The organism is Aquimarina sp. AWH4_224 (assembly GCF_056160245.1).
Genome location: NZ_JBSWWU010000003.1, coordinates 1 through 24,953, shown reverse-complemented (window position 1 = coordinate 24,953; position 24,953 = coordinate 1). Strand labels below are relative to the sequence as shown.

Genomic DNA, 24,953 nt, shown 5'->3' with positions numbered 1-24,953 from the left:
GCTACAATTGTTTGATCTTTTTCAATTTAGCTTTCCACACTTCTAAATTTTCACGATGCTTTGCAATGTTTTTCTGTACTTCCTGAACCAGAGGATTGTCGTCTTTTGCATTTTTAAAGAATTGAAGATTATTCTCCAACTGTCGTATCTCACCATTTACATCATCAATTTTCTTACGGATAAAGTTCTGCTCATTACGTAGCGCTCTATCATCACTTTGATTAGATAATGAATTAAGTTTGTTTTCGTATTTGATAAGCTCAGTTTCGGTACGAGTTAGGTTCAGCTGTGCAAAAAGCCCGTCTAATATTTTGTTGTATTCGGATTCTATGTTCTTGTGTTTGTAAGGCACTCTACCTAGTGTTTTCCACTGTGCAATATTGTCTTTTATGGTTTGTAAGTCTGCTTCAGGATCTCCAACGAGCTTAAGCGAAGAGATGGCCTCAATATGCGCTTGTTTCTTTTCGAGAGCTACCAGTTCTTCCTTGTTGGCTTCATTTCGCTCGGCATGCAAACGATCAAAATAGGCATTACAAGCATCTTTAAATCGTTTCCATATACGATCGCTATCTTTTCGTGGCACGTGACCGATTTTTTTCCAATCCGCTTGAATTTTTTTCATCAACGGAGTTGTAGTACTCAAATCTTCATTATCCTTATTATCTTCAGCAATTTTGATCAGTTCCATCTTTTTGTTTAGATTTTCGAACTGCTCTTTTTTCAGGCTCTTATAAAAGGCATTTTTGTTTCGGTTAAACTCTCTTACCGCAGTTTTGAATTCGCTCCAGGTTTGTTCGTTAACCGAAGATGGAACTTTTCCTGCCTTAAAAAATTCTTCCCTTAAAGCTTCAATCTCTTTTATTTTTTGTTGCCATCCACTATGATTCTTTGGATGATCAGAACCTACCGCAATGATTTTTTGGATAATTTCTTGTTTCTTTTCAAGGTTCACTTCGTATACCTTATCTAGCTCCTTAAAGTATTGCTGACGATTTTCATGAATTTGCTTGGTAAGGCCACTAAACTTCTCCCAGATCGGTTCTCTGTATTCTTTACCTACTGGACCAAGATCTTCTTTCCACATTTTGTGAAGTAGCTGTAACTCTCTAAAAGCTCTATTCACATCAGTTTCCTGAGCCAATTCTGTAGCTCTTTCAATGATTTTTAGTTTTTGTTCTAGGTTATGTTTAAAATCAAGATCTCTGAATTCTCGATTCAAATGCAGAAAATCATAAAAGTTTTCGGTATGATGATGATAGGTATTCCATACCGTATTGTATTTATCTCGGGGTATGGGTCCTGCATTACGCCATCTTTCCTGAATACTTTTGAAATGATTGTAGGTTGTATTTATATTTTCATCTACATTCAGAAGTCCTTTGAGCTCTTCGATTAGATCTAATCTTCGGTTAAGATTTTCCTGAAGATCTCTTTTTAAGTTTTGGTAATACGCATTGCGTTTTTCTTTGTAGTCAAAATAAACAGAGTTGAATTCTTTTTTTTCTGGAGTAGAGTAGTAGAAGTCTATAATATCACCTCCATCGGCAAGGAATTCTTCCTTTTTTTGTTCTACTTCTTCGTTAAATTTTGCGCTAAACTCATTTCTGATTTCTTCAACATGTTCTTTGATAGCCTGCACTTTTTCATTTTTCACCAAAAAACGTAACTCTTTAATGAGCTCTTCTTTGCTCATTGCATGGTAATCTTTCTTTTCGATATCATGACTTTCAAGAGTGCTTTCGTCTTCGCTGTGTTCTGCTACAGCTTCGTCCATTTGGTTTTGGACATGATCTTCCTGCTCAACATTGGTCGCAGATGTTGTTTCTTGATCAGATGTTTCTTCGGTACTTTCGTTTTCTGTATTCGAGGTAGGATCAGCTATTTCAGATTCAGTATTTTCAGGGACTTCGGTTTCTGATGTTGTCACCTGATCTTCTTGATCTTGATGTACTGGATCTTCAATCTTTGTTTCAAGAATATCTATCTTATTTTCTTTATCTCCATCTGCTTTAGGCAGGTTATCCTGTGTTGACATTGTGCGAACGTTTTTGTTTGTCTGAGCTTAAACATCACTAAGATACTAACATATTAGGTAACCTCAAAGGGATTGAGGGTGTTTTAGGAATAACCAAATGTATATTAAGTAAGAATTTTAAGACAAAATCAGGTTTTACAGGCTGTTCCAAATCTCCCAAGCTTTTTGTGCCTGAAATATTAACATTTGCAGCCCATTCGCGGTTTGTGCACCTTTTTCTTTTCCTTTTTTTAGGAATACCGTTTCGCTGGGATTGTAAATAAGATCGAACAAAACATGATCCTTTGTTATATATTCGTAAGGAATGTTTGGGTAATTGTCAACATTAGGATGTGTGCCCAAAGGGGTGCAATTAACGATGAGTTTAAACTCCCGGATAATGTCTTCGTCGAGTTCATTATAACTCATTTCGTTAAAATCGGGATTTCTTGAGACAAATGTGTAAGAAATATCCAACTGATTCAAGGAATACGCTATGGCTTTTGAAGCTCCACCAGTTCCCAGAATTAACGCTTTTTTGATATTGCTATGTAGGAGAGGTTTTAAGGATTCGGTAAATCCATAATAATCGCTGTTATATCCTATCAGTTTATCGTTGTCGAATCTAATCACATTTACTGCTCCAATGTCTTTTGCCACAGGATCAAGTTCATCCAGATAAGATATCACATCTTCTTTATACGGTATGGTTACATTTAAGCCCGAAATATGGGATGTAGTAAGAATATCTTTGAAATCTTCAATTTGTTTGAGATCAAAGTTTTGGTAAGAGCAATCTAGTTGTTCTTTTTCGAATTTTTCAGAAAAAAAACCTCTTGAGAATGAATACCCGATATCCCTACCTAAAAGTCCGTATATTTTTGTCATTTTGAAGTTTTGATCGTTTTTTTACCATACCATTCTAGCCAAAGTACAATTCCTATACCTACCAAAATATAGACTAATGCGATATATGTTTGTAAAGAAGTTACATCTGGGAAAAAGCGGTTATAGTTGTCCAAAATAGGATTTCCCTGGGCATCCAATAACGTATTACCTAAAGTATCTGCTTTGTAAATTTTATTTTTCCATGGCCAAACTACACCGAGGGAACCCGTGATAAATCCAATAATCACTGCAAAAGTAGCAGTCTTATAACGTTTCAATACGTATCCAAGGAAATGCGACCAGGTCACTAACCCCATCAGAGAACCAAGGCTAAATACTACCAAAACTTTTAATAGTCTCATTCTTTTTGCGTTTTCTATAAAGGAAAGATCCCAGCGAACAAGATCAGCTATAGTGTCGTATAAGGCATTAACAGAGTCTACCAGAAGTAATACATAATTCCCTAAAAGGATTAAAATAAAAGAACCCGATAAACCGGGTAATGTCATTCCGGATACACCTACAATCCCACAGATAAAAACAAAAATAAGGTTGTCGTTTTCTTTGGCAGGATCCAAAAGACTAATAGTCACTCCAACAATGGTTCCCAAGGTAATTAAAAGGATGTTTCGCTTACTCCAATCATCAAAATCTTTTACAATATAGTAGATGGAGCCTATGATCATTCCAAAAAAACAAGCCCATACATAAAGTTCGTAATGAATGATTAAGTAATCCAGAATTTTGGATACACTAAAATAACTAATCAACATCCCCAGAATTAATAATCCCAGAAATCGCCCGTTAATATATCTCCAAAAGCTTTTGAACCGAAAGTTGGTAAAAAGTTTAAATGCCTTAAAGTTTATTTTTTGCAGCGAATAGATGAATTCTTCATAAAAACCAGCTACAAATGCTACTACGCCACCAGAAACTCCAGGCACCTTATTAGCCGCTCCCATCGCTAAGCCTTTTATAATAAGAAATATCCTATCTGTAATCGTTCTGGTACTTTGTTGCATATATCAATTGGCCTTTTTTGTGGCTAGACGCTCAAGAGTAAAAATTAATAAAAAACCAATAATTACAAATAGTATTACCCAGAGTATTTTTGGATCTCCATCAAAGTGACTAGGAAGAGTACTTTTTTCTATAAAAGGAACTTGTATTCCTTCAGAGTTTGTACGCCAGGAGAGTACTTCCTTCCAGGGCCATAATTTATTAAGTGATCCAATCATGAATCCCGTAAGAATGGCTAAGGTGGTGTTTTTATGATTTTTGAACATCCAGTTCAGGACTTTCGAAAACAATTTCAATCCAGCAATAGCGCCAAGGGCAATCAATAAAATTTTTAGAATCGCTTGGTAAAGGAGCTCCCAATCAAAGTTTACAAGACCGTCTCTAAATTGATTTAAAATATCGATAAATGTTTGATAGGCTCCTAAGATTAATAGGATAAAAGCACCAGAGACACCCGGCAATATCATGGCAATAATTGCAATGAATCCGCAAAAAATCAGGTACCAATTGCTATCAGGAGAAGCAAAGGGTTCTGCTATGGTAATAAAATAAGAAACTACCGCAGCAATAATGACTCCTATCCATACTTTTGGGGTCCATTTGGTGATTTGTTTTCCTATGTAGAATATACTGGCAATTACCAAACCAAAGAAAAATGCCCAAAGTAATAAGGGTTCGTTATGCAATAACCATTTGATGAGTTTGGCTAAAGAAAGAATACTAATAGCAATGCCCAAAAACAAAGCTACTAAAAAGGAAAGGTTGTATTTTTTCCACGATACCAGAAAACCTTCTTTTTTCCAGGTTTTGAAGAAACCAAGATCAAGTGAGTTGATGGTTTCAATTAATTCTTCATAAATACCAGATATAAAGGCGATGGTTCCTCCAGAAACACCAGGGACAACATCTGCTGCGCCCATAGCTAGCCCTTTAACCGAAATCACTAGGTAGTCCTTAAGATTTCTATGCATTCTTTTTGTTTTGGTTATAGTCAAACAAATGTATGCATTTTTATGATGGAATACGAGAAGAAAAAAAGGTGTTTATTTCTTTTACTTGGTGTATTCTGAGACGATATTTTTTACCAGGGTAAGGTTGTATACTTTTTCGAATAATTCCTCTAATACGATTAGATATTCATGATCCGTAGCGAGTCCTTTTCTCAAATGGAATTCTCCTTTTTCAAAATCGGCGTTTTCATAATACAGCCCGGCTAATCGATAGTGAATTTCAGCATTTTCGGGATAGAATTCTACCGCTTGATGCAGGTTTTGAATAGCTGCTTTGGGCTCTCCCAAAAATCGTAAAATATCAGATCTGTTGTTCCAGGTTTCTAGTTCATAATTACCTAATTCGATGGCTTTACGATATCCTCTTTCTGCTTCTTCAAAAAACGCAAGCTTATTATTGATTTTTGCATATCGTTTCCAATACAACACGTTTTCTGAGTCTATATTGATGGCTTTATTGATATAGTATAATGCCTTTTGGTAATTGCGTTTTCTCATATAGAAATCGGTGATTGCAATCCACCCTTTATCTAATAAAGGATCTTCGTGCACCGTTTTGGTATAATGCTGAAGTGCTAAATCATCATTACCTAACTTTTCAAAACATTTACCGATACGCAATAAGGCAAAAGAAGTAGGGTCATCTAATTCTAGCGTGATTCTATAATTTTCTATAGCTTCGTTATTGCGGTTTAGCTTTTCTAACACTTTTCCTTTTTCCAGGTAAGCTCCAATAAAATATTCATCGCTAATGATAGCAAAGTCAAAAGCTGCTAATGCTTTTTCATAATCTTTTAAATCGAAGTATTGTTTTCCTACCTGATGCCATGCTACTTCGCAATAAGGATTTTTGTCCAGGAACATATTGAGATAATCAATGGCCTCTTCATGTTGTTCCAGAAAATCAAAACAATAAATCACATTATACAAAGCAGAGTAATCTTGATCGTCTGCTTCGAGACATCTCATGAAATTTGTTTTGGCATTTTCAAAATCGTCCATAAACAAGTATTCCATTCCTATCAATGAATACACATCTGCAGGGTCATTCGTATATTGAAGTGCCATGTTTAATAATTCTATGGCTTTTTTATGTTCGTTTTGCTTGGATAAAATATTGGCTTTTTGAATATAGATTTCTTCATTCTCTGGCTCTATGGCGTGCAATTGCGCTAGCAAATTATCCGCTTTTTCCAATCGATCTTCAAAAACCAATACTTCTACCTGTAGTAATTTCAAGTTTACGGAAGATGGGTGTTGAGAAAGTCCTAAAGAGATCGCTTTTTTGGCTTTGGCAATTTTACCGTTTTCAAGATAATGATGGATAATGGACTCAAATTCATCAGAATCAAAAAACTTCACATCATTAGATCTCAGCATAGACTCATATCGAGTAATTGAGAAATTATTTTCTTCTTCGTGGTTAAATTTCATACACGTTGATTAAAGATGCTCAATAAATGGACAGTAAAGTCAAACTGATTTTGTTTTCCCCAACAAAAACGAATAATTAATACATCCCATACTTCATTTATTTTCGCACTATTGATTTCCTCAGTATTAAAATTACAAATGAAATTGCATGTTTGAACTTGAGCAATCAATTGTTTTTAACAAACTAATTAACAAAATATGTACCATTTGTAAAATGACCATATTTTGTCAGTCACTATGAGTTTTTAGAAAAGAGTAAGGATTGTGTGTTTAGTCGGAATAGTAGCTTTAAGATAACATTTTTGAGGACAAAATGCTAATTTTTAATTAGTTTTCTTTCTTTTAAGAGCTCATCTAATACAGAGATGATGATGGCACAACCTTCTTTTATTTCTGCTGTAGAAATAGTAAGAGGAGGGGTAATGCGTACTGCTCTTGGCTCGAATAATAACCAGAATAGGATAAGTCCTTTATCCTGACATCGTAGTACTACCTCGTTCGTAATTTCTGAAGAAGGAGTCATAAAAGCTAACATGAGTCCGATTCCTCTAACTTCTTCAATCAAAGGGTGTATCAGCAAAGATCTGAATAGTTGTTCTTTTTCCAGCGTTTCTGCCATTAAGTCACTCTCGGTAATTTCTTGTAATGTTGCCAATGCGGCTGAAGCAATAACCGGATTGCCTCCAAAAGTGGTAATATGACCTAGTTTTGGTTGATCTTGTAAAGTATTCATATGGTCTTCAGAAGCCGTAAAAGCTCCAATAGGTAGTCCTCCTCCCATACCTTTACCCATAACCACAATATCGGGAGTAAGTCCATAATTTTGAAAGCCAAATAGCTTACCAGTTCTCCCGAACCCTGGTTGTATTTCATCCAGTATCAGAAGCGCTCCAACTTCATGACATCGTTTACTGACTTTTTTGAGATAGTCATTACTTGGAGTAATAAAACCAGCACCACCCTGTATTGTTTCCAAAATTACTCCAGCCGTACTTGTAGTAATCTGCTCGAGTTCTTGTTCGTTATTAAACGTTATGAATTTGATATCGGGTATCAAGGGTCTAAATGCTTGTTTGCGTTCTTCATAACCCATTACACTCATGGATCCCATGGTGTTTCCATGATAGGCATGCTTTGCTGCAATGATTTCACTTCGTCCGGTAACCCTTCGTGCTAATTTTAGAGAACCTTCAATGGCTTCGGTACCTGAGTTGGTTAAATACGTTTTTGACAGAGGAGTAGGTAGGTGATGTGCGAGTAATTTAGTCAATGCTACCGCTGGTTCCTGGATATACTCACCGTACACCATTACATGAAGATATTTATCAAGTTGCTCCTTTATGGCTTCTACAACTTTAGGATGCCTGTGTCCCAAGCTACATGCAGATACTCCAGCTACAAAATCTAAATATCTTTTACCAGCACGATTATAGATATAAGAACCTTCGGCATGTGATATTTCCATGGCCAATGGGTGAGGTGTGGTTTGTGCCTGATATTTGAAAAAGTCCTCTTTCAAGATACGATGGTCTTACATTAATAGTTGGATAACCTTTGCAAGCTATCCTTTTGCTTGACATGCTTTAGGGTAGTAACCGTAATACTGTCTCTTTGCCTGGCCGTGCGTTGTAGATCCATATCGATAAAAGAACTCTTTTTCTTAGTGTCTTTTTTTTGAGTATCAATTTCCTCCTGTATTTTTTGCTGAACAGGAGAAGAAATGGAATCCAACTCTTCGTTGGTTTTTTTCAATTCAGCATCTTTTAACTCTTGCTCCAGCAAGCGAGAGCCTTCTGATTTACTTTCTTCCAAACGTTTTACTGTTTCCTCATCAAAGAAATCTGCTTCATCTTTTGGTAAAGGGATTCCTGTTATTTTAGTTAATTTAGGAGGCTTTTCACCTCTAAATAAGTCAGCCTTGCTATTAATTCTTTCATCACCTCGCCAATGGAATCCAGATAACTCTCTGGCATTCTCTGGCAAATCAATTTCTCGGTACAAGGTGCCATCAACGTTTTGATAATAGTAAACATCCACGATTTCTCTTTGCTCTAATAACAATTTAATAGAACTGGATAATACTTTATTGATACCAATAAGCTTAAGCTCTCCTTCACTTTCTCTTTGATAAAAGATAGTTTCGGTGTTTTTATCAATATCAACCTGATAGATTTCATTATCCTTAAACAGACCATAAAGCGTTTGTCCTTTTACCTGATTAAATCCAGCTTTTAAAGTATCTTCTTGAACCAAGAATGCGTTTTGATAGACCAGCAATGAATCTAGTTTTTCGGTCTCTTTGTTAGAGATAATTTTTATGGTATCTCCAGTCATTTGATTTCTTTGGGACCAAATGATAGGCCTTCCGATCATTTTGGTATACCCAGTAGTTTGATCTACATTAATAGAATCACTTTTACCGCTCATATTACTTTTGTAAATCCTTACATCATAAAACCCATTCATGATTCGATGTTCCGGTTTTCCGGTAACCATCAAGGTGTCACTATGGATATAAATCGAATCGTTTTCTTGTAAAGTAGCGGCAAGTGCTCTTTTTGTGATAAATACGGAATCTTTGTCTTTGAAAACTTCAGCATAATGCCCTGTGATTACTGAATTGTTAGCAGTATCGAGCACTTTTATGTTGTTGGTAGCCGAAGCAAATTGAATAGCACTATTATAAAAGATACTATCTCCAAAAACTGTTCGATTGTCATAATCAATACGCGCATTTTTGATAGCATATCCTGTTTTTACTTTGGTGTCATAGAATCCACGCTCACAATAGAGTGTACTTTCTTTTCCCTTTACTGTGGAGGGACCATACAAATAGGCATGCCCGTTTTCTGTATAATAATCCAATCGATCTGAATCTACAGTGTTTTCAGGGTTTACAATTTTTACATCGGTATTAAACGAGTATTGTTTTCTATCCATAAAATAGCGTCCAATACGACTAGTTAATGTGTTCGAAGAATCCCTTACAGTGCCCCCGCTACGGTAATAGGCCTGTTGTCGTAATCGATCAAAAAATAAGGTGTCTGTTCTTAAAGTATTCGAAGGAGTCTCCATAAAAACATTTTCGCTGGCATATGCGAATTGGGTATCCCCATTGTATTCTGCGTATGTGCTAGTCATGGTAATCGTATCCCCTTGGATCATTTTTACATTTCCCAAGGCTTTCACGAATCTATCCTCACTATAATGAATGGCTTGATCACACCAGATTTCAATACCTTCATGTTGCATATATACCTGTTCATCTACTTTGGCCAGGATAGTGGCCCCAGGAAATCTGTTTTGATCCTTTATGGTACGATCAGACTGTACTTTGATCGGTTTTCCTTCCTGAGCAAAGGATAAAGCACTCAGTAGAAGATAAAAAACAATATAGAGAAATGTATTTTTCAAGTATTTCAAATTTGTATGCAAAATAACGAAAATTGTATCTAATGATTGTTCAAATAGTAAATACTTATTCTTGTTTTTGGTGTTGCATCAAATTTAGTTTTTTCAATGTCCCAAACAAGAAAGTTTTTTGTCCTTTATCACCCTAATATATAAGGGGTGTCCCTCATTTAAGAAAGGGGAGTGTTTGCAGTTTTTTTTACAGAAATTGAAATTTTCGGTTTTTTTAACATTATATATATTTAAGTATCAGTAAATTGTCCTTCGCTAACAAAAAATCATGAATCAATACTATGGGGATAGTATTGATCGACACTTCTTTTACGATTCAATTATTTAATTTTTAGAAGGTACGGGAAATACCTTTTGAGAAGCTATGTTATGTATTTGAATAAAAGGAGACTAAAGTTGTAATACACTCAACAAAAAAATAAAATATGTTTTTGAGAAAAAACCATTTGGGGCTGTTTTTTTTCTCGTTTTGTGGGATGTTGTATTCCCAGGGGAAACAATTGGAGTTGGTACGTCAGAATCTTGCTGATTATGAGTATGATGATAACCAATCTACTTTTACATTGATAGAAGAAGATGAAGCTACGTCAAATGACTATGTGGATTTGTTGGATAGTTTTACTTCATTAGCGATCGAGTCAGAAGGATATGAACTCCATATTTTAAATATCAACTCCAAAAATTCGGATTATGCTCCCTACTTTCATAATGAGGAACTTGTGTTTTCTTCTTCTAGAAATACAAGGAGTATTTCAAAATCTTACGATGAAGAAAATAAACAACCTTTTTCAGATTTATATATAGCTTCGAATAAATCTGATAAGGAGGTCATCAAAAAGGTAAAAGGAAACATAAATACCAGATTTCATGAATCTTCTGCAGTATTTAGTGAGGATGGAACAACTGTATATTTTACAAGGAATAATTACGTCAATCATAGATGGAGTGCTAATGCCGAAGGCGAAGTACTTCTAAAAATTTATAAAGCCACTAATAAAAATGGGAAATGGGTAAATGTAGAAGAGTTGCCCTTTTGTAGCGATGAGTATTCGGTTGCGCATCCTGCGTTGTCTGCCGATGGAAAGGTGCTATACTTTGCAAGCGATATGCCTGGAAGTTATGGTAAGTCTGATTTATATGCGGTAGAAATTTTTGAGGATGGAACATTTGGTACTCCCTATAATTTAGGAGAGCAAATTAACACACCAGGTAGAGAAACATTTCCATTTGTCAGTGACAAAGGGAATTTGTTTTTTGCTAGTGATGGGCATATTGGCTATGGAAATCTTGATGTTTATATGGTATTGCAAGATGAAAATGCTATGTCTAAAGCGTACAATCTAGGTCATCCGATTAATGGACCTAAAGATGACTTTACATTTGTGATTAATGAAGAAAATAAAGTAGGTTATTTTGCTAGTAATCGCGATGGAGGAGAAGGTAATGATGATATTTATGGGTTTAGGCAATTAGTACCTTTTCCAGAATCAGGTTTAAACAAACCTAAAACCATGAAAAAAATGGAACGTATTATGAATATCAAAGAAAAAGATGTGGAAATTACTTCCTGGTAATTTTTATTTCTTGGTTATATAAAAGAAAAAGCTGCCTGAAAGGGCAGCTTTTTTGTATGATACTAGTTATATCGTTTTATCTATGGATGGTTTGTTTTCTATCTGGTCCGACAGAAACAATAGTAATTGGAGTTTCTAACTCCTTTTCCAAAAATGCGATATACTCATTCAGTTCTTTAGGAAGTTGGGAAGCCTCAGTCATTTGAGTAAGGTCTTCTGACCATCCCTTCATCTCTGTATAAATTGGAGTTACATTTTCTGGTTCAATATTATATGGAAGGTGATCGATCGTTTTTCCTTTGTAAGAATAGGCAGTACAAACTTTAAGCGTATCAAAACCGCTTAATACATCGCCTTTCATCATCATTAGCTTGGTAACACCATTTACGTGAACTGCATATTTTAAGGCTACCAAATCAAGCCATCCACATCTTCTGGGTCGACCAGTAGTAGCTCCAAACTCATGACCTACACGAGCCATTGTTTCTCCGTTATCATTAAATAATTCTGTAGGGAAAGGACCGCTACCCACTCGAGTCGTATATGCTTTGAATATACCAAACACATCTTTGATTTTGTTTGGAGCAATTCCAAGACCTGTACATGCTCCAGCAGCAGTGGTGTTCGAAGAGGTAACAAATGGATACGTTCCAAAATCAATGTCTAAAAGTGATCCTTGTGCGCCTTCTGCCAAAATTGTTTTTCCTTCTTTTTGTGCCTGATGCAAGTATTCTTCGCTATCAATAAAAGTCAGGGTTTTTAAGGTTTCTACGGCTTCGAAGAATTCATTTTCTAATTCTGCCAAATCGTACTCGATTTTAGCATCATAAAAATCGATCATGGCTTCATGTTTGTTGGCTAGATTACGATAACGTTCTTTCCAGTCATCAAGCTCTAAATCACCAACGCGAATACCGTTTCTTCCGGTTTTGTCCATATAAGTAGGACCAATTCCTTTAAGCGTAGAACCGATTTTTGCTTTTCCTTTAGATGCTTCAGAAGCGGCATCCAAAATTCTATGAGTAGGTAAAATTAAATGTGCTTTTCTAGAGATAAGTAATTTGGATTTATAATCCAGATTGAACTTATTTAAGTTATCTAATTCTTTCTTGAAAATTACAGGGTCAATTACGACTCCGTTTCCGACCAAATTAATGGCTTTGTCATGAAAAATCCCACTTGGGATTGTATGCAATACATGTTTGATACCATCAAATTCTAAAGTATGTCCTGCATTTGGACCTCCTTGAAATCGTGCAATAATATCATAATCTTTGGTAAGAACGTCTACAATTTTTCCTTTACCTTCGTCTCCCCATTGAAGACCTAGCAATAAATTTACCGCCATTAGTTGTCTTGATTAGTTGGTTTCTTTTTAGTTCCGTAAAAATATAGTGAGTGGTTAGTGATGTCCACATCAAATATTTCTTCTATTGTTTTTTTAATGGATTGAATTCTAGGATCACAAAACTCAAGAACATCTCCGGTATCGGTCAAAATCAAATGATCGTGTTGCCTGTCAAAATATGATTTTTCATACTGGGCCTGATTTTGTCCAAATTGATGTTTTCGAACCAGTTTGCACTCCAAAAGAAGTTCGATAGTATTATATAGAGTAGCACGACTTACTCTATAATTTTTATTTTTCATTTTGATATAGAGTGATTCTATGTCAAAATGCTCGTCGCTTTCATAAATTTCCTGTAGAATCGCGTATCGTTCAGGTGTTTTACGGTGTCCGTTTTCTTCTAAGAAACTGGTAAACACGTTCTTAACGATATTTTGGTCATTTTGTGTAGTTGCTCTAGTACTCATACGCTCAAAAACGCAAAGTTACATTATTTTTTATTCACGAACTACTTTATCAATACCACTTATTTTGGAAAGATTTTTCATTACTGTTTTTAAGGTGTCTTTATTTCTTACTCCAACAGTAATTTTACCGGTAAATACACCATCATTAGTATCAAAATTCATATTGTAGATAGCCAAATGCATATTGTTTGAAATGATTTGTGTTACCTCATTTACTACTCCAATATTATCAATACCATTCAATTTAATAACGGCTTTAAACTCTTCTTGCGAAGAATCGATCCACTTTGCCGGCATGATACGGTACGCATAATTACTTTGTAGCTGCAGTGCGTTTGGACAATTGTTTTTATGTACTTTAATACCTTCGTTTACGGTAATAAAACCAAAAACATCATCTCCGGGAATAGGATTACAACAGTTAGAAAGTTTATATTCCAGTTTTTCGGAATCCTTACCAAAAACTAGTAAATCGTATTTCGAAGTAATTTCTTCTTTGTCTACATCTTTCACGTTTCCTCTGCGAATTCTATTTTTAATAAAATTCATGAAAACATTACTTCGAGTTGTAGCAAATTCCTTGATTTTCTGGTTGTCTATAGTGCCAATACCAACCCTGTAGAAAAGATCCAGACTTGTTTTCAATTTAAAATAGAGCACCAATTCGTTGACCACTTTTTCGCTCATGGTGATCTTTTGAGAACGAAGTTTTCGTTTTAAGATCACTTTACCCTCTTCTGCAATTTGCTTTTTCTCGTCTCTAAGTGCAGATTTTATTTTTGATCTGGCTCTAGCTGTGGTAGCGTAATCTAACCAACTCGAAGATGGTTTAGACTTAGGGGAAGTAATGATTTCTACTTGATCCCCGCTTTTTAATTCATGACTGAGTGGGACCAATTTTCCGTTTACCCGCGATCCTCTGGTTCTAAGACCTACCTCGGTATGTACACTAAAACCAAAGTCTAGTGCTGTAGCTCCTTTTGGAAGTGATTTAAGGTCCCCCTCGGGAGTAAACACAAATATTTCTTTGGAATAGAGATTAAGTTTAAACTCTTCAACAAAATCGACAGCATTAGCTTCAGAATTCTCTAGAGCTTCCTGCAAGCGGTTCAACCATCCATCAAGGCCCTGGTCTTGTTTCTCTTCGGTATTTTTGTATTTGTAATGTGCAGCATATCCTTTTTCTGCAATTTCATGCATTCGCTCACTACGTATTTGTACTTCTACCCATTTACTATCAGGTCCAATAACGGTGATATGCAAAGCTTCGTATCCTGTGGATTTGGGTTGAGAAATCCAATCTCTTAAACGAATAGGGTTGGGGCGATAATAATCAGTTACTACCGTATAGATCTTCCAGGCAATGAACTTTTCATTTTCAAAATCTGATTTGTAAATAATCCGAATGGCAAATTTGTCATATACTTCATCAAATGAAATATTTTGTTTTACCATTTTTCTTCGGATCGAAAAAATAGACTTTGGCCTTCCTTTGATATCATAGGTCAATCCTTCTCTATCAAGCCCTTCTCTAATTTTGTCAGAAAACCTTTTGATATAAGCATCTTGCTCTTCTTTACTTTCTGTTATTTTTTCCAGAATATCTTTGTAAACCTCAGGCTCTGTGTATTTGAGTCCTAGGTCTTCTAGTTCTGTTTTAATATTGTAAAGCCCGATTCGATGGGCGAGAGGTGCATAAATGTATAGGGTTTCGGATGCAATTTTGACTTGCTTATCAGGTCGCATGGCATCCATGGTTTGCATGTTGTGTAATCGATCTGCAATCTTAATGATAATTACCCGAACATCATCATTAAGGGTAAGTAGCATCTTTCTGAAGTTTTCTGCTTGCAGCGATATATCTTTATCCTTTTTTAAGGAAGAAATTTTGGTAAGTCCGTCAACAATACGAGCCACAGTTTCTCCAAACATCTGCTCGATATCTACCAAGGTGTACTCGGTATCTTCTACTACATCATGAAGTAAGGCTGCGGCGATAGATGTTGCATCCAAACCTATTTCGCTAGCCACTATTTTGGCAACAGCAATAGGGTGAAAGATATAAGCTTCACCACTTTTGCGTCTTTGGTCTTTATGAGCATCTACAGCAACATCAAAAGCCTGTCGTATTAGTTTTTTATCTTCTTTAGAAAGATCTCTATAACTAATACGAAGCAACTCTTTGTATTGCTTTGCAATCTGTTTATTTTCTTCTTCGATAGCAGCTTCGGTCATAACTTAAAGTTTTCTAAGAAAGCCCTATTTAGCGTCTTGTGTGATATCCCCTTGTGATATATAGTGACAAAAATTGTGCCTTTCACTATTCTTGTCAATCAACCAGAAATTGTGGCATATAATAATTAAAAATACAATTAAGAATTGTAACCACCAAGTACTTATAATTGATTTATTTTCTCAGGTTTCTTATTCGCTGAAGCAGAGTAGGGTGCGAGTAATGGATAAACACCATAGCAGGATGCGGTGTTAAATTGCTGAAATTATTTTTAGAGAGTTTTTTAAGACTATTGATAAGTGCTTCGCTATTGTAGGTCTCTTTTGCATAATCATCAGCCTGATACTCAAAGGCTCGTGATACCACATTCATAATCAAACCAGTGATTTCAGAAATAGGACTGTACAGAACACCAAAAGTAATAAGACCAATATGAAACGACGGAGTATCTACTTTAAGCGCTTCAGATAATAAAGGATTTGCTATAAAAAGTGATAAGAACCATAGCGTAATACCAGTAAGTGCAACGGATAGCAAAAGATTGATGATTACATGACGTTTCTTATAATGTCCAACTTCATGCGCAAGCACAGCAACAATTTCCTCCTTATCCAGATCTTTAATAAGTGTGTCGTAGAGTGTGATTCTTTTTTCACTACCGAATCCAGAGAAATATGCATTCGCCTTGGTACTTCTTTTGGAGCCATCGATGACAAAAATATCTTTTAATTGAAATCCTACTTTTTTAGAATAGGCTTCTATAGTATTTCTCAGATCGCCAGGTTCTAAAGGAGTTTGTTTGTTGAATATAGGAACGATCAATTTGGCATAAAACATATTCATGGCAACTGTAAAAATTGAAACCAATGCCCAGGCATATATCCAAAAAGATTTTCCAGTAAGTTCATAAAACCACATGATCAGCGCCAGCAGGCTTCCTCCTACAATGATCATCATAATAATCCCTTTAAATTTATCGATGATAAACGTCTTTCTGGTAGTCTTGTTAAAACCAAATTTTTCTTCGATCACAAAGATTTTATAGTATACCGTTGGTGTGGATAGGATATCACTTCCGATCATAATGATTCCGAAGAAAATGAGACCAACGACCACAGGATTGTCTGAAAAACTTCTTGCTAGCCGATCCACCCAGGCAAACCCATCTAAAAAAAAGAACAAGAGCATCATGACCAAAGAAATAGCAGAAGAAACTAGTTTGAACTTGTAGTTTGCCCGTTTGTAGGCAATAGAATCTTCGTATTCTTTTTGGGGATAAACATCAGAAAGTTCTTCAGGAATTTTATCGTTATAATGTCTTGCATTAAGAATATCCAATAAAGAATCAATTAAAAAGACAATAACAATAATGGCAATGAGTAAGTAAAACAGCGAGGTTGGGGTCATTAGTTATAGCAATTAGTCGTTCAATCCTTCTTGGGGTCAGTAGGAGAGGGTAAGGTAGTGATTTTAAATCTATTTATGACATAAAACTATAATCTTTTCCTAAATGAAATCTCTTTGGCGTTTGGCTTCGAATACCAAAATTCCTGCAGCTACCGAAACATTCATAGAGTCGATAACTCCACTCATTGGGATTTTAATATTCTGGTCTGTACTGGCCAAGAAGACATCACTTAGTCCAGTGGCTTCTGTACCTACTACTATAGCGGTTGGCTGGGTGTAATCTTGTATGTGATAATCTACGGCATCTCGTAACGCAGCCCCATATATGGTAATATGTTGTTTTTTGAGAAAATCGATAATCTCAGAAGAGCTACCTACAGCCAAATTGGTAGTAAATAAACATCCAATACTTGATCTTATGATGTTTGGATTATATACATCTGTTTTTGGATTAGCAATTAATACAGCATCCAACTGGGCTGCATCAGCCGTGCGTAGTAAGGCTCCAATATTTCCTGGTTTTTCAGGTGCTTCGGCAACTAGAATCAACGGGTTTTTGGATGGTAAAACAAGATCTTGAATATCAAGATTCTTAAAAGTCGCTACAGCTATAATACCTTCGGTTGTGGTTCTGTAAGAAAGCTTTTGATAAATTTCAGTAGTAATTTCGAATACCATCACATGATCTTGAACTTTACTCAGAATAGTATCAATGGTTTCAGAAGTAATGATAGAAGAGCAGTAGTACAGTTGTGTAATGGTGTATCCTCCCTCTAATGCTAAGGAAAGCTCTCGCTGTCCCTCAATAACAAAAAGCCCTTCCTTCTTTCGAACTCTTGATTTTTCTTTAAGTTGATTTAGGAATTTTATTTTAGGATTTTGAAAGCTGGTAATCGTGTTTTGCATAAAAGCAAAGATAAGAATAGCGACCAGAAAAGAATGGGTTAGGAGTTAGAAGGAGTAAAATCTTTTGCACATTTTTTTATCTCTTCTATTACATTTGGGTAGGACTCATCCAAGTTTTCAAACTCCTTTTGAATCAAATCAAATTTTTGCTCTTCCCTTGCAGCGGTTTCTATGGTTTGTAGAAGTGAAGCTTGGTTTGTTAAGCCAATAGTTTTGAAACTTGATTTTAGTTTATGCGCAAACTGTTGGGTTAATGTGTGATCTTTTGAAGCGATGGCATCAGATAATTTTTGATAATCTGTGGGTGTCGCGTCCAAAAAGATTTGTAAAACCGAATGGATGATTTCGGCATCATTGTCAAAGGTTTTCTTTAGAAAGGATAAATCATGAAAAACTTTTTTTTCTACTAAATGTGGAGTAGAATTAAGATGAGCATGATCTTTTTTAGGTATAGTACTGTTATGAGTATTCGGTTTTAAACTTAATAGAATTTCCTCTAACTCATTTTCATTTATTGGTTTTGTTAAATAAAAATCCATTCCAGATTCGGTAGCTCTTCTTTTGGATTCGGGGAAGACATCTGCAGAGCAGGCTATAATTGGGATTTGACTAATTTTTGGGTTTTTGGAAGCTCTTATTAGTGCAGCAGCCTCTGGACCATCCATTACGGGCATGTGCATGTCCATCAAAATTAAATCATAGGTTTCTTGTGCGACTAATTCTACAGCGATTTTACCGTTTTCAGCCATTTGAACACCTACATTCCAATTTGATAACAATTGTTGAATGAAAAACTGATTCATCTTATTATCCTCGACCACCAATACTTTTAATTCTGATAAATATTCGTTATGCTTTTGTTGATTGTCGGTGCCTTTTTGATGATTAAGATTTCGTTTAAGGATGCTAATTTCATATTCAATAGTAAATTCAAAAGAAGACCCCTTGCCAGGTTTGCTTTTGGCAATTAAGTTGCCTCCCTGCATTTCTATAAGCTGCTTGGATATCGAAAGCCCTAAACCAGTTCCTTCTATTTTGTTTTTACCTGGCTTGTGTACCTGGTAAAAGCTCTCGAATATGGAGTTTAGTTTATCTTCGGGGATACCGATACCGGTATCTTTTACCAGGAATTGTAAAGCCACTTTTCCCGAAGTCATGTTTTTTGTGCTCACCTCTATCGAGATTTCTCCTTCGTGTGTAAACTTAATGGCATTACCCAATAGGTTGATTAGGATTTGATTAAGTCTCAGTTGATCGCCAATAATGAACTTGGGGACTAATGGTTCGATCATCATTTTATATCCCAATCCTTTCTCGTCTGCTTTTATTTTGAAACCTCTAGAAACGTTAGAGATTAATTCATGCAGGTTAAAATCTGTTTTTTGCAGTGTAAGCTTACCAGCTTCAATTTTAGAAAAATCTAAGATGTCATTAATCAAACCCAATAGATTTTCGGCAGAGAATTGAATACCATCCAGATTTTTTTGATCTACCATTGGATTCGTGAAATCACTCTTTTGTAAAATTCCGGTTAGTCCAAGAATTACGTTTAGCGGAGTTCGTATTTCATGACTCATATTAGAGAGAAAGACGGATTTTGCTTTGGCGGATTTTTCAGCCATTACTTTGGCTTCTCTAATCTCATTATCAATGATTTTTTTGTTGGTAATATCTCTAAAAAATGCATTAAACAGATAATCGTCTTTAGTTTCAATAGCAACAATGGTTAGTTCTATATATACAATACTACCATCTCTTCTGTTTACCGAGGTTTCTACTCTTTTGTTAATCAAATCATCATCTCCGGTGGCGATGTAGTTGTCAAAACTATTCCGTAATTGTTGACGTAGTTTATAAGGAACCAAAGAATAGATGCTTTTCCCTATAGTTTCTTCTCTTTTTAGTTCTAAAATATTCTCGGCTTGCTTATTCCAATTGAGAACCGTTCCCTGGCTATTGGTTAGGATGGTGCCATCCATAGCCGTTTCCAAGATAATAGTTTTGAGGTGCTCGCTTTGCTTTAGTTCTTCTTCGACTTTTTTTCTTTCGATAATCTCTTCTGTAAGTCTTTCATTTATTTGTTCGAGGCTAAATAATTGTTTTTGCAACATTTTTAGCATTTGTTGCTTGCTAGGGAAGGTGATGAGATCTTTGGATAAGATTTCTTCCGGAATTACATTGAGTATAGAGGTGAAAGATTCTAACAGATGATAAGACTGAAAGTATTTTTTATAAATATTGAGATAAATATTGGTGATGGCATTAATGCCTAAACTGCCTTTTATCTTCGAATAAATTTCATTAGAAAAATCGAGAAGGCTTTTTCTTTCTTTTATAACATCAATAGTTTTAAAATCATAAGTAGATTCTAAATATGTTTTTATTGTAATAATTTTTGGATCATTAAAATTACCGATCAACTCTGAAGATCTCTGCAATACTCGTAGCAGAAAAATTTTGCATAATATCAGTTCTTGCTCATCGACTGGGTGAAATAATAGTTCAAAGTTTCGGTATTGTTTTAGAAAAGGATACTTATGCTGTATTTTTTCTCGAAGCGATTCTGAATCTAAGTTTTTAGTGATGATATATTTTTCGAGAAATAAATAAGTTTCAGGTAGGGTTTCTATCTTTTTTTGAAGGGAAAGGAATTCGAAAGCTTTTATTTTGTTTTCTAGATTGAAGTCGATAGAAGACATGTCAATCTTCTTCCTTAAAGAATGGATCAGATCAACGATTTGTTGCTCTTCTTGATTCTTTGGAAGTTGGGCTTTTTTACTGGGGAGTATTCTTTTAAGCCACTGAATCATTCACTACTAGATTTTACTCGCTTTATATATTTTGTAAAAGCCCAATGCCGACAATGCCCACGTAAGGATCAAAGCAACAAACCAAATGTAGTTGCCCAAAGTATCCCCAAAAAGATTTTTAAAAATGTTGAAATTAAAAATGTGCGCAATTTGCATATGAAGGTGCCCAAGAGCCATGACTACAAACCCCCATGCAAGAAGGGTCATTCCAGAACCAAATTTTCCGCCTTTTAATCGTGTGGCGGTAAGAAAACTAAAGACCAATGCAATTGCTAGAAAGGGCATTTCTAAGAGTCCAAATATTTGCTCCGCCTGAAGTGTGTCACTGGAATGCGCCGAATGTTCTTGTGCAAAGAGTCCTATGGGCGTGCCAAAGAATACCAGTACAGCAGTAGTGTAAGATTTTTTCATTTTATTTTGGGGGTTTTGATAAAAATAATGAAAAAATCCTTGTTTTTGACATTTTTTACAGACAAAGTGAAGGGTTTTGTCGATAAAAGTCGTATTTACGGGAGCTGTAAAAATGAAAAACCCGCGTATTTCGCGGGTTTTTTATATAAGTGAGATTGTTTATTGTTATAAAAAAATTACTTTACTTTTTCTACAATTGCTTTAAAAGCTTCAGGGTTGTTCATTGCTAAATCGGCAAGAACCTTTCGGTTCAATTCGATATTGTTAGCTTTTACTTTTCCCATGAATTGAGAATAAGACATACCGTGTAAACGTGCACCCGCATTAATACGAGTAATCCATAAAGCACGGAAAGTTCTTTTTTTGTTTCTACGGTCTCTGTACGAATATTGCATCGCCTTGTCAACCGCATTTTTTGCTACTGTCCAAACGTTTTTACGTCTTCCAAAGTAACCTTTTGCTTGCTTAAGAACCTTTTTTCTTCTAGCTCTTTTTGCAACAGAATTAACTGATCTTGGCATAATTTTAAATTTTTTAGTAGTAGGCGGCCGATAATCGACACTTTGTTTGTTTTTTGATTCTTATAATTTGCGAATCAAATTTTTAGAGCCTAACTCCTGGGTTTATATTAATTTTAACCTTGATTAAATTGTAATTACTTCAAACGTAATTGCTCTTTAATACTATTTTCATCGCTTTTGTGCACTAATGTAGAGTGCGTTAAAGCTAGCTTACGCTTTTTAGATTTTTTTGTCAGGATGTGACTCTTAAAAGCGTGCTTTCTTTTGATCTTACCGGTACCTGTCAACTTAAAACGTTTCTTGGCACTGGATTTTGTTTTCATTTTAGGCATTGTATCCTTAGTTTTATAATCTCACTTATTATCTTGAATTCTTGAGCATGCAAGAATTGACTTTACTTTTTGGGAGCGATAAACATAATCATACGTTTACCCTCTAGCTTAGGCATTTGTTCTACTTTTCCATACTCTTCCAACTCTTGAGCAAGCCTTAATAATAGGATTTGCCCCTGGTCTTTGTATATAATAGAACGTCCTTTAAAGAATACGTAGGCTTTTAATTTTGCACCTTCACTCAAAAATTTGATCGCATGTTTCTTTTTGAACTCATAATCATGCTCATCAGTGTTGGGTCCAAAACGTATTTCTTTAATAACTACTTTGGTTGCTTTGGCTTTAAGAGCTTTTTCTCTTTTTTTCTGTTCATAAAGGAATTTTTTGTAATCCATTATTTTACAAACAGGTGGATTCGCTTTGGGCGATATCTCAACAAGATCAAGCCCTTGCTCTTCTGCAATTTGCAATGCTTTTCTGGTAGGATATACTCCTACTTCTACATTGTCGCCAACTAGTCTCACTTCATCAACTCGAATTTTGTTGTTGATTCTGTGAGCGTCTTCTTTGATTATTCTGGCTGGCCTTTGAGACTTTCTTCTTCTTATTGCTATGACTTAAATTTTTTTAATTAAACTTTATTTTATTAGCCATTAAAGGCTTTTAAGGTATTATTGATTTCTTTTGTTACAATTTTCGAAAACTCATCTATTGTTATGGCTCCTAAATCTTCACCGCCATGCTTACGAACAGATATCGTTTGATCTTTCTCTTCTTGTTCACCTATGACAATAATATAAGGAAATTTATTCATTTCAGCTTCACGAATCTTTTTTCCTATCGTTTCATTTCTATCATCTGCAAGGGCGCGAATTTCGGCATTTTCTAACAAATTTAAAACTTTTTCGGAGTATTTTTCATATTTCTCGCTGATAGAGAGAACAATAGCTTGTTCAGGCATAAGCCATAGCGGGAAGTTTCCACCGGTGTGTTCTAACAAAATTGCAATAAATCTTTCCAAGCTTCCAAAGGGAGCTCTGTGGATCATTATCGGTCTGTGTAATTCATTATCACTTCCTTTATAGGTAAGGTCAAAACGCTCCGGTAAATTGTAATCTACCTGGATGGTTCCTAGCTGCCAGCTGCGTCCAAGAGCATCTTTTACCATGAAATCCAGTTTAGGGCCATAAAATGCAGCTTCTCCGCTTTCTACTACAAAATCTAAGCCTTTGTCCTTAGCAGCATTGATGATAGCATTTTCTGCCTTTTCCCAGTTCTCTACATCGCCAATGTATTTTTCCGGTTTGTCGAGATCACGTACAGAAACTTGTGCCGTAAAATTCTCAAAACCTAAGGATGTAAATACATAAAGCACCAAGTCTATTACTTTTTTAAACTCTTCATCCAACTGATCAGGAGTACAGAATATGTGAGCGTCATCCTGAGTAAAACCTCTCACTCTGGTTAACCCATGCAATTCTCCACTTTGCTCATATCTATATACGGTACCAAACTCTGCATATCGTATCGGTAGATCTCGATAAGACCAAGGTTGACTTTTATATATTTCACAGTGGTGCGGACAGTTCATGGGTTTTAATAAAAACTCTTCACCGTCTGCAGGAGTATTGATAGGCTGGAAGCTATCTTCACCGTACTTAGCATAGTGTCCAGAAGTTACATATAGTTCTTTCTGACCGATATGTGGTGTAGAAACCATTTCGTAACCAGCCTTTTTCTGTGCTTTCTTCAAAAATTGTTCAAGGCGCTCTTTCAAAGCAGCTCCTTTAGGAAGCCACAAAGGTAGTCCCTGACCAACAGTTTGAGAAAAAGTAAAAAGACCTAATTCTTTTCCTAGTTTCCGATGGTCTCTTTTTTTGGCTTCTTCTAGTAGTTCCAGATATTCCTTTAACTCTTTCTGTTTAGGGAACGAAATACCATATACTCGAGTTAGCTGTTTGTTATTTTCATCTCCTCGCCAATAGGCACCGGCAACACTCATGATTTTTACAGCTTTTATAATTCCTGTATTAGGGATATGACCACCTCTACATAAATCGGTAAAGGAATCGTGATCACAAAAAGTGATGCTTCCGTCCTCTAGATTCTCAATAAGCTCAGTCTTGTATTCGTTTCCTTCAGTTTGATATTTAGACAAAGCATCTGCTTTCGAAACCGATCTCATCTTGAAATCGTGCTTACCTCTGGCAATCTCCAGCATTTTGTCTTCAATCTTTTTGAAGTCTTTATCTGAAATGGTGTTTTCTACAAGATCCACATCATAGTAAAAGCCATTTTCAATTGCTGGCCCGATAGATAATTTTACTCCAGGATACAGCTCTTCTAATGCTTGGGCTAATACATGCGAAGAAGAATGCCAAAAGGCAGTTTTTCCTTCTTTGTCTTTCCATGTATATAGAATAAGGTTACCATTGGTGGTTAATGGGGTAGAGGTTTCAATAGTGGTATCATTAAACTTTGCTGAAATAACATTTCTGGCAAAACCTTCACTAATATCTTTGGCAACACCCATAGCAGTAATACCGCTATCGTATTCTCTAACCGAACCGTCTGGCAACGTAATTTTGATCATCTCTTTTATTAAATTAAAGTTGCAAAGATAATACGATAATAAAATCCTTACAATACTATAAGTAGATATTTAATTGGAAATAAGTATTAAGTATTTTGAACCCCTTATATATGTGTCAAAATAGATAATTTTATTTTTTTTTAATTGTAAGTAATGGTGTATTAGTAAGTTGAGTTTTTAGATTAAAAAAAGATTAAAAAAACTTTAAAAAAGTCTTGTTGGTAATTAAAAAGGCTGTATGTTTGCAGCCGCTAAACGGGGAAGAGATTTGAGAGGATGATTAGGTTTAGTAATGTTCATTGACAGCTTCGGAAAAACTTTTTAAAAATATTTCAAAAAAGTTTTGGTGGATAAAAAAGGGGTTGTATATTTGCACCCGCTTTGAGAGAGAAGCGAAGTTCATAGAAGAGATTACAATGGTTTAGGGTTAGTTTTTGCTAGCTGAGATAGGGTTCGATTCCTTTAGTAATAACGAAGTTTTAGGATGCTATTAATAGTGGCATTTGAATCTAAAGAAGTTCATAGACATATTGATTGACAGCGCGTACGATTTTTGGTTTTA

At 35.4% G+C, this 24,953-nt stretch carries 19 protein-coding genes; 1 reads left to right on the top strand and 18 read right to left on the bottom strand.

Annotation, left to right across the window (positions count from 1 at the left end; translation table 11 throughout):
* Nucleotide 1: 1 nt before the first annotated feature.
* From ACXAGJ_RS06120 to ACXAGJ_RS06090, 7 genes are all read right to left on the bottom strand, one after another.
* Nucleotides 2-2,035 carry a DUF349 domain-containing protein gene (locus ACXAGJ_RS06120; protein ID WP_474838086.1) on the bottom strand — a complete coding sequence of 678 codons (2,034 nt, stop codon included), beginning with the start codon at nt 2,033-2,035 and terminating at the stop codon, nt 2-4.
* 135 nt (nt 2,036-2,170) lie between these two features.
* Nucleotides 2,171-2,902 carry a shikimate dehydrogenase family protein gene (locus tag ACXAGJ_RS06115; RefSeq protein WP_474838084.1) on the bottom strand — a complete coding sequence of 244 codons (732 nt, stop codon included), beginning with the start codon at nt 2,900-2,902 and terminating at the stop codon, nt 2,171-2,173.
* Nucleotides 2,899-3,924 carry a DUF368 domain-containing protein gene (locus ACXAGJ_RS06110; RefSeq protein ID WP_474838082.1) on the bottom strand — a complete coding sequence of 342 codons (1,026 nt, stop codon included), beginning with the start codon at nt 3,922-3,924 and terminating at the stop codon, nt 2,899-2,901. The genes ACXAGJ_RS06115 and ACXAGJ_RS06110 overlap by 4 nt, the downstream gene beginning before the upstream one ends.
* 3 nt (nt 3,925-3,927) lie before the next feature.
* Complete coding sequence (locus tag ACXAGJ_RS06105; protein ID WP_474838080.1) at nt 3,928-4,893, bottom strand: DUF368 domain-containing protein; 966 nt, start codon at nt 4,891-4,893, stop codon at nt 3,928-3,930.
* An 81-nt stretch (nt 4,894-4,974) separates the two neighbouring features.
* Nucleotides 4,975-6,366, bottom strand: coding sequence for a tetratricopeptide repeat protein (locus ACXAGJ_RS06100; protein WP_473281260.1), 1,392 nt, complete (start codon nt 6,364-6,366; stop codon nt 4,975-4,977).
* A gap of 316 nt (nt 6,367-6,682) precedes the next feature.
* A complete protein-coding gene (locus ACXAGJ_RS06095; protein WP_474838078.1) occupies nt 6,683-7,885 on the bottom strand; it encodes an aspartate aminotransferase family protein in 1,203 nt (400 codons plus the stop codon).
* A gap of 17 nt (nt 7,886-7,902) precedes the next feature.
* Entirely contained in the window at nt 7,903-9,780 is a 1,878-nt protein-coding gene (locus ACXAGJ_RS06090; protein ID WP_474838076.1) for an OstA-like protein, read from the bottom strand.
* A 434-nt stretch (nt 9,781-10,214) separates the two neighbouring features.
* Between ACXAGJ_RS06090 and ACXAGJ_RS06085 the strand changes: the two genes are divergently transcribed.
* Entirely contained in the window at nt 10,215-11,363 is a 1,149-nt protein-coding gene (locus ACXAGJ_RS06085) for a TolB family protein (protein WP_474838074.1), read from the top strand.
* Nucleotides 11,364-11,439: 76 nt separating this feature from the next.
* Here ACXAGJ_RS06085 and ACXAGJ_RS06080 read toward each other — a convergent pair whose 3' ends face one another.
* The 11 genes from ACXAGJ_RS06080 to thrS form a co-directional block, all read right to left on the bottom strand.
* Complete coding sequence (locus ACXAGJ_RS06080; RefSeq protein ID WP_474838072.1) at nt 11,440-12,711, bottom strand: adenylosuccinate synthase; 1,272 nt, start codon at nt 12,709-12,711, stop codon at nt 11,440-11,442.
* Nucleotides 12,711-13,178, bottom strand: a complete 468-nt coding sequence (locus ACXAGJ_RS06075; RefSeq protein WP_073320333.1) for a Fur family transcriptional regulator — start codon at nt 13,176-13,178, stop codon at nt 12,711-12,713. Before ACXAGJ_RS06075 ends, ACXAGJ_RS06080 begins: the two co-directional genes overlap by 1 nt.
* A gap of 30 nt (nt 13,179-13,208) precedes the next feature.
* Nucleotides 13,209-15,413, bottom strand: a complete 2,205-nt coding sequence (locus ACXAGJ_RS06070; RefSeq protein ID WP_073320331.1) for a RelA/SpoT family protein — start codon at nt 15,411-15,413, stop codon at nt 13,209-13,211.
* Nucleotides 15,414-15,585: 172 nt separating this feature from the next.
* Nucleotides 15,586-16,818 (bottom strand): M48 family metallopeptidase, encoded by a 1,233-nt coding sequence (locus tag ACXAGJ_RS06065; protein WP_474838069.1) that lies wholly within the window; start codon nt 16,816-16,818, stop codon nt 15,586-15,588.
* Between the two features lie 99 nt (nt 16,819-16,917).
* Nucleotides 16,918-17,724 carry a TrmH family RNA methyltransferase gene (locus ACXAGJ_RS06060; protein WP_474838067.1) on the bottom strand — a complete coding sequence of 269 codons (807 nt, stop codon included), beginning with the start codon at nt 17,722-17,724 and terminating at the stop codon, nt 16,918-16,920.
* A 38-nt stretch (nt 17,725-17,762) separates the two neighbouring features.
* Nucleotides 17,763-20,534, bottom strand: coding sequence for a PAS domain-containing hybrid sensor histidine kinase/response regulator (locus tag ACXAGJ_RS06055; protein ID WP_474838065.1), 2,772 nt, complete (start codon nt 20,532-20,534; stop codon nt 17,763-17,765).
* 6 nt (nt 20,535-20,540) lie between these two features.
* A complete protein-coding gene (locus tag ACXAGJ_RS06050) occupies nt 20,541-20,945 on the bottom strand; it encodes a hypothetical protein (RefSeq protein WP_474838063.1) in 405 nt (134 codons plus the stop codon).
* Nucleotides 20,946-21,121: 176 nt separating this feature from the next.
* Nucleotides 21,122-21,466 carry a 50S ribosomal protein L20 gene (gene rplT / locus ACXAGJ_RS06045; protein ID WP_073320319.1) on the bottom strand — a complete coding sequence of 115 codons (345 nt, stop codon included), beginning with the start codon at nt 21,464-21,466 and terminating at the stop codon, nt 21,122-21,124.
* A gap of 134 nt (nt 21,467-21,600) precedes the next feature.
* Nucleotides 21,601-21,798: a 50S ribosomal protein L35 gene (gene rpmI / locus ACXAGJ_RS06040; RefSeq protein WP_027394180.1), complete on the bottom strand. Its 198-nt coding sequence runs from the start codon at nt 21,796-21,798 to the stop codon at nt 21,601-21,603.
* Nucleotides 21,799-21,860: 62 nt separating this feature from the next.
* Nucleotides 21,861-22,370, bottom strand: coding sequence for a translation initiation factor IF-3 (infC, locus tag ACXAGJ_RS06035; RefSeq protein ID WP_073320316.1), 510 nt, complete (start codon nt 22,368-22,370; stop codon nt 21,861-21,863).
* 74 nt (nt 22,371-22,444) lie between these two features.
* The gene (thrS, locus tag ACXAGJ_RS06030) at nt 22,445-24,391 is read right to left on the bottom strand and encodes a threonine--tRNA ligase (RefSeq protein WP_474838060.1); all 1,947 of its coding nucleotides are present in this window, start codon (nt 24,389-24,391) and stop codon (nt 22,445-22,447) included.
* Nucleotides 24,392-24,953: the final 562 nt, after the last annotated feature.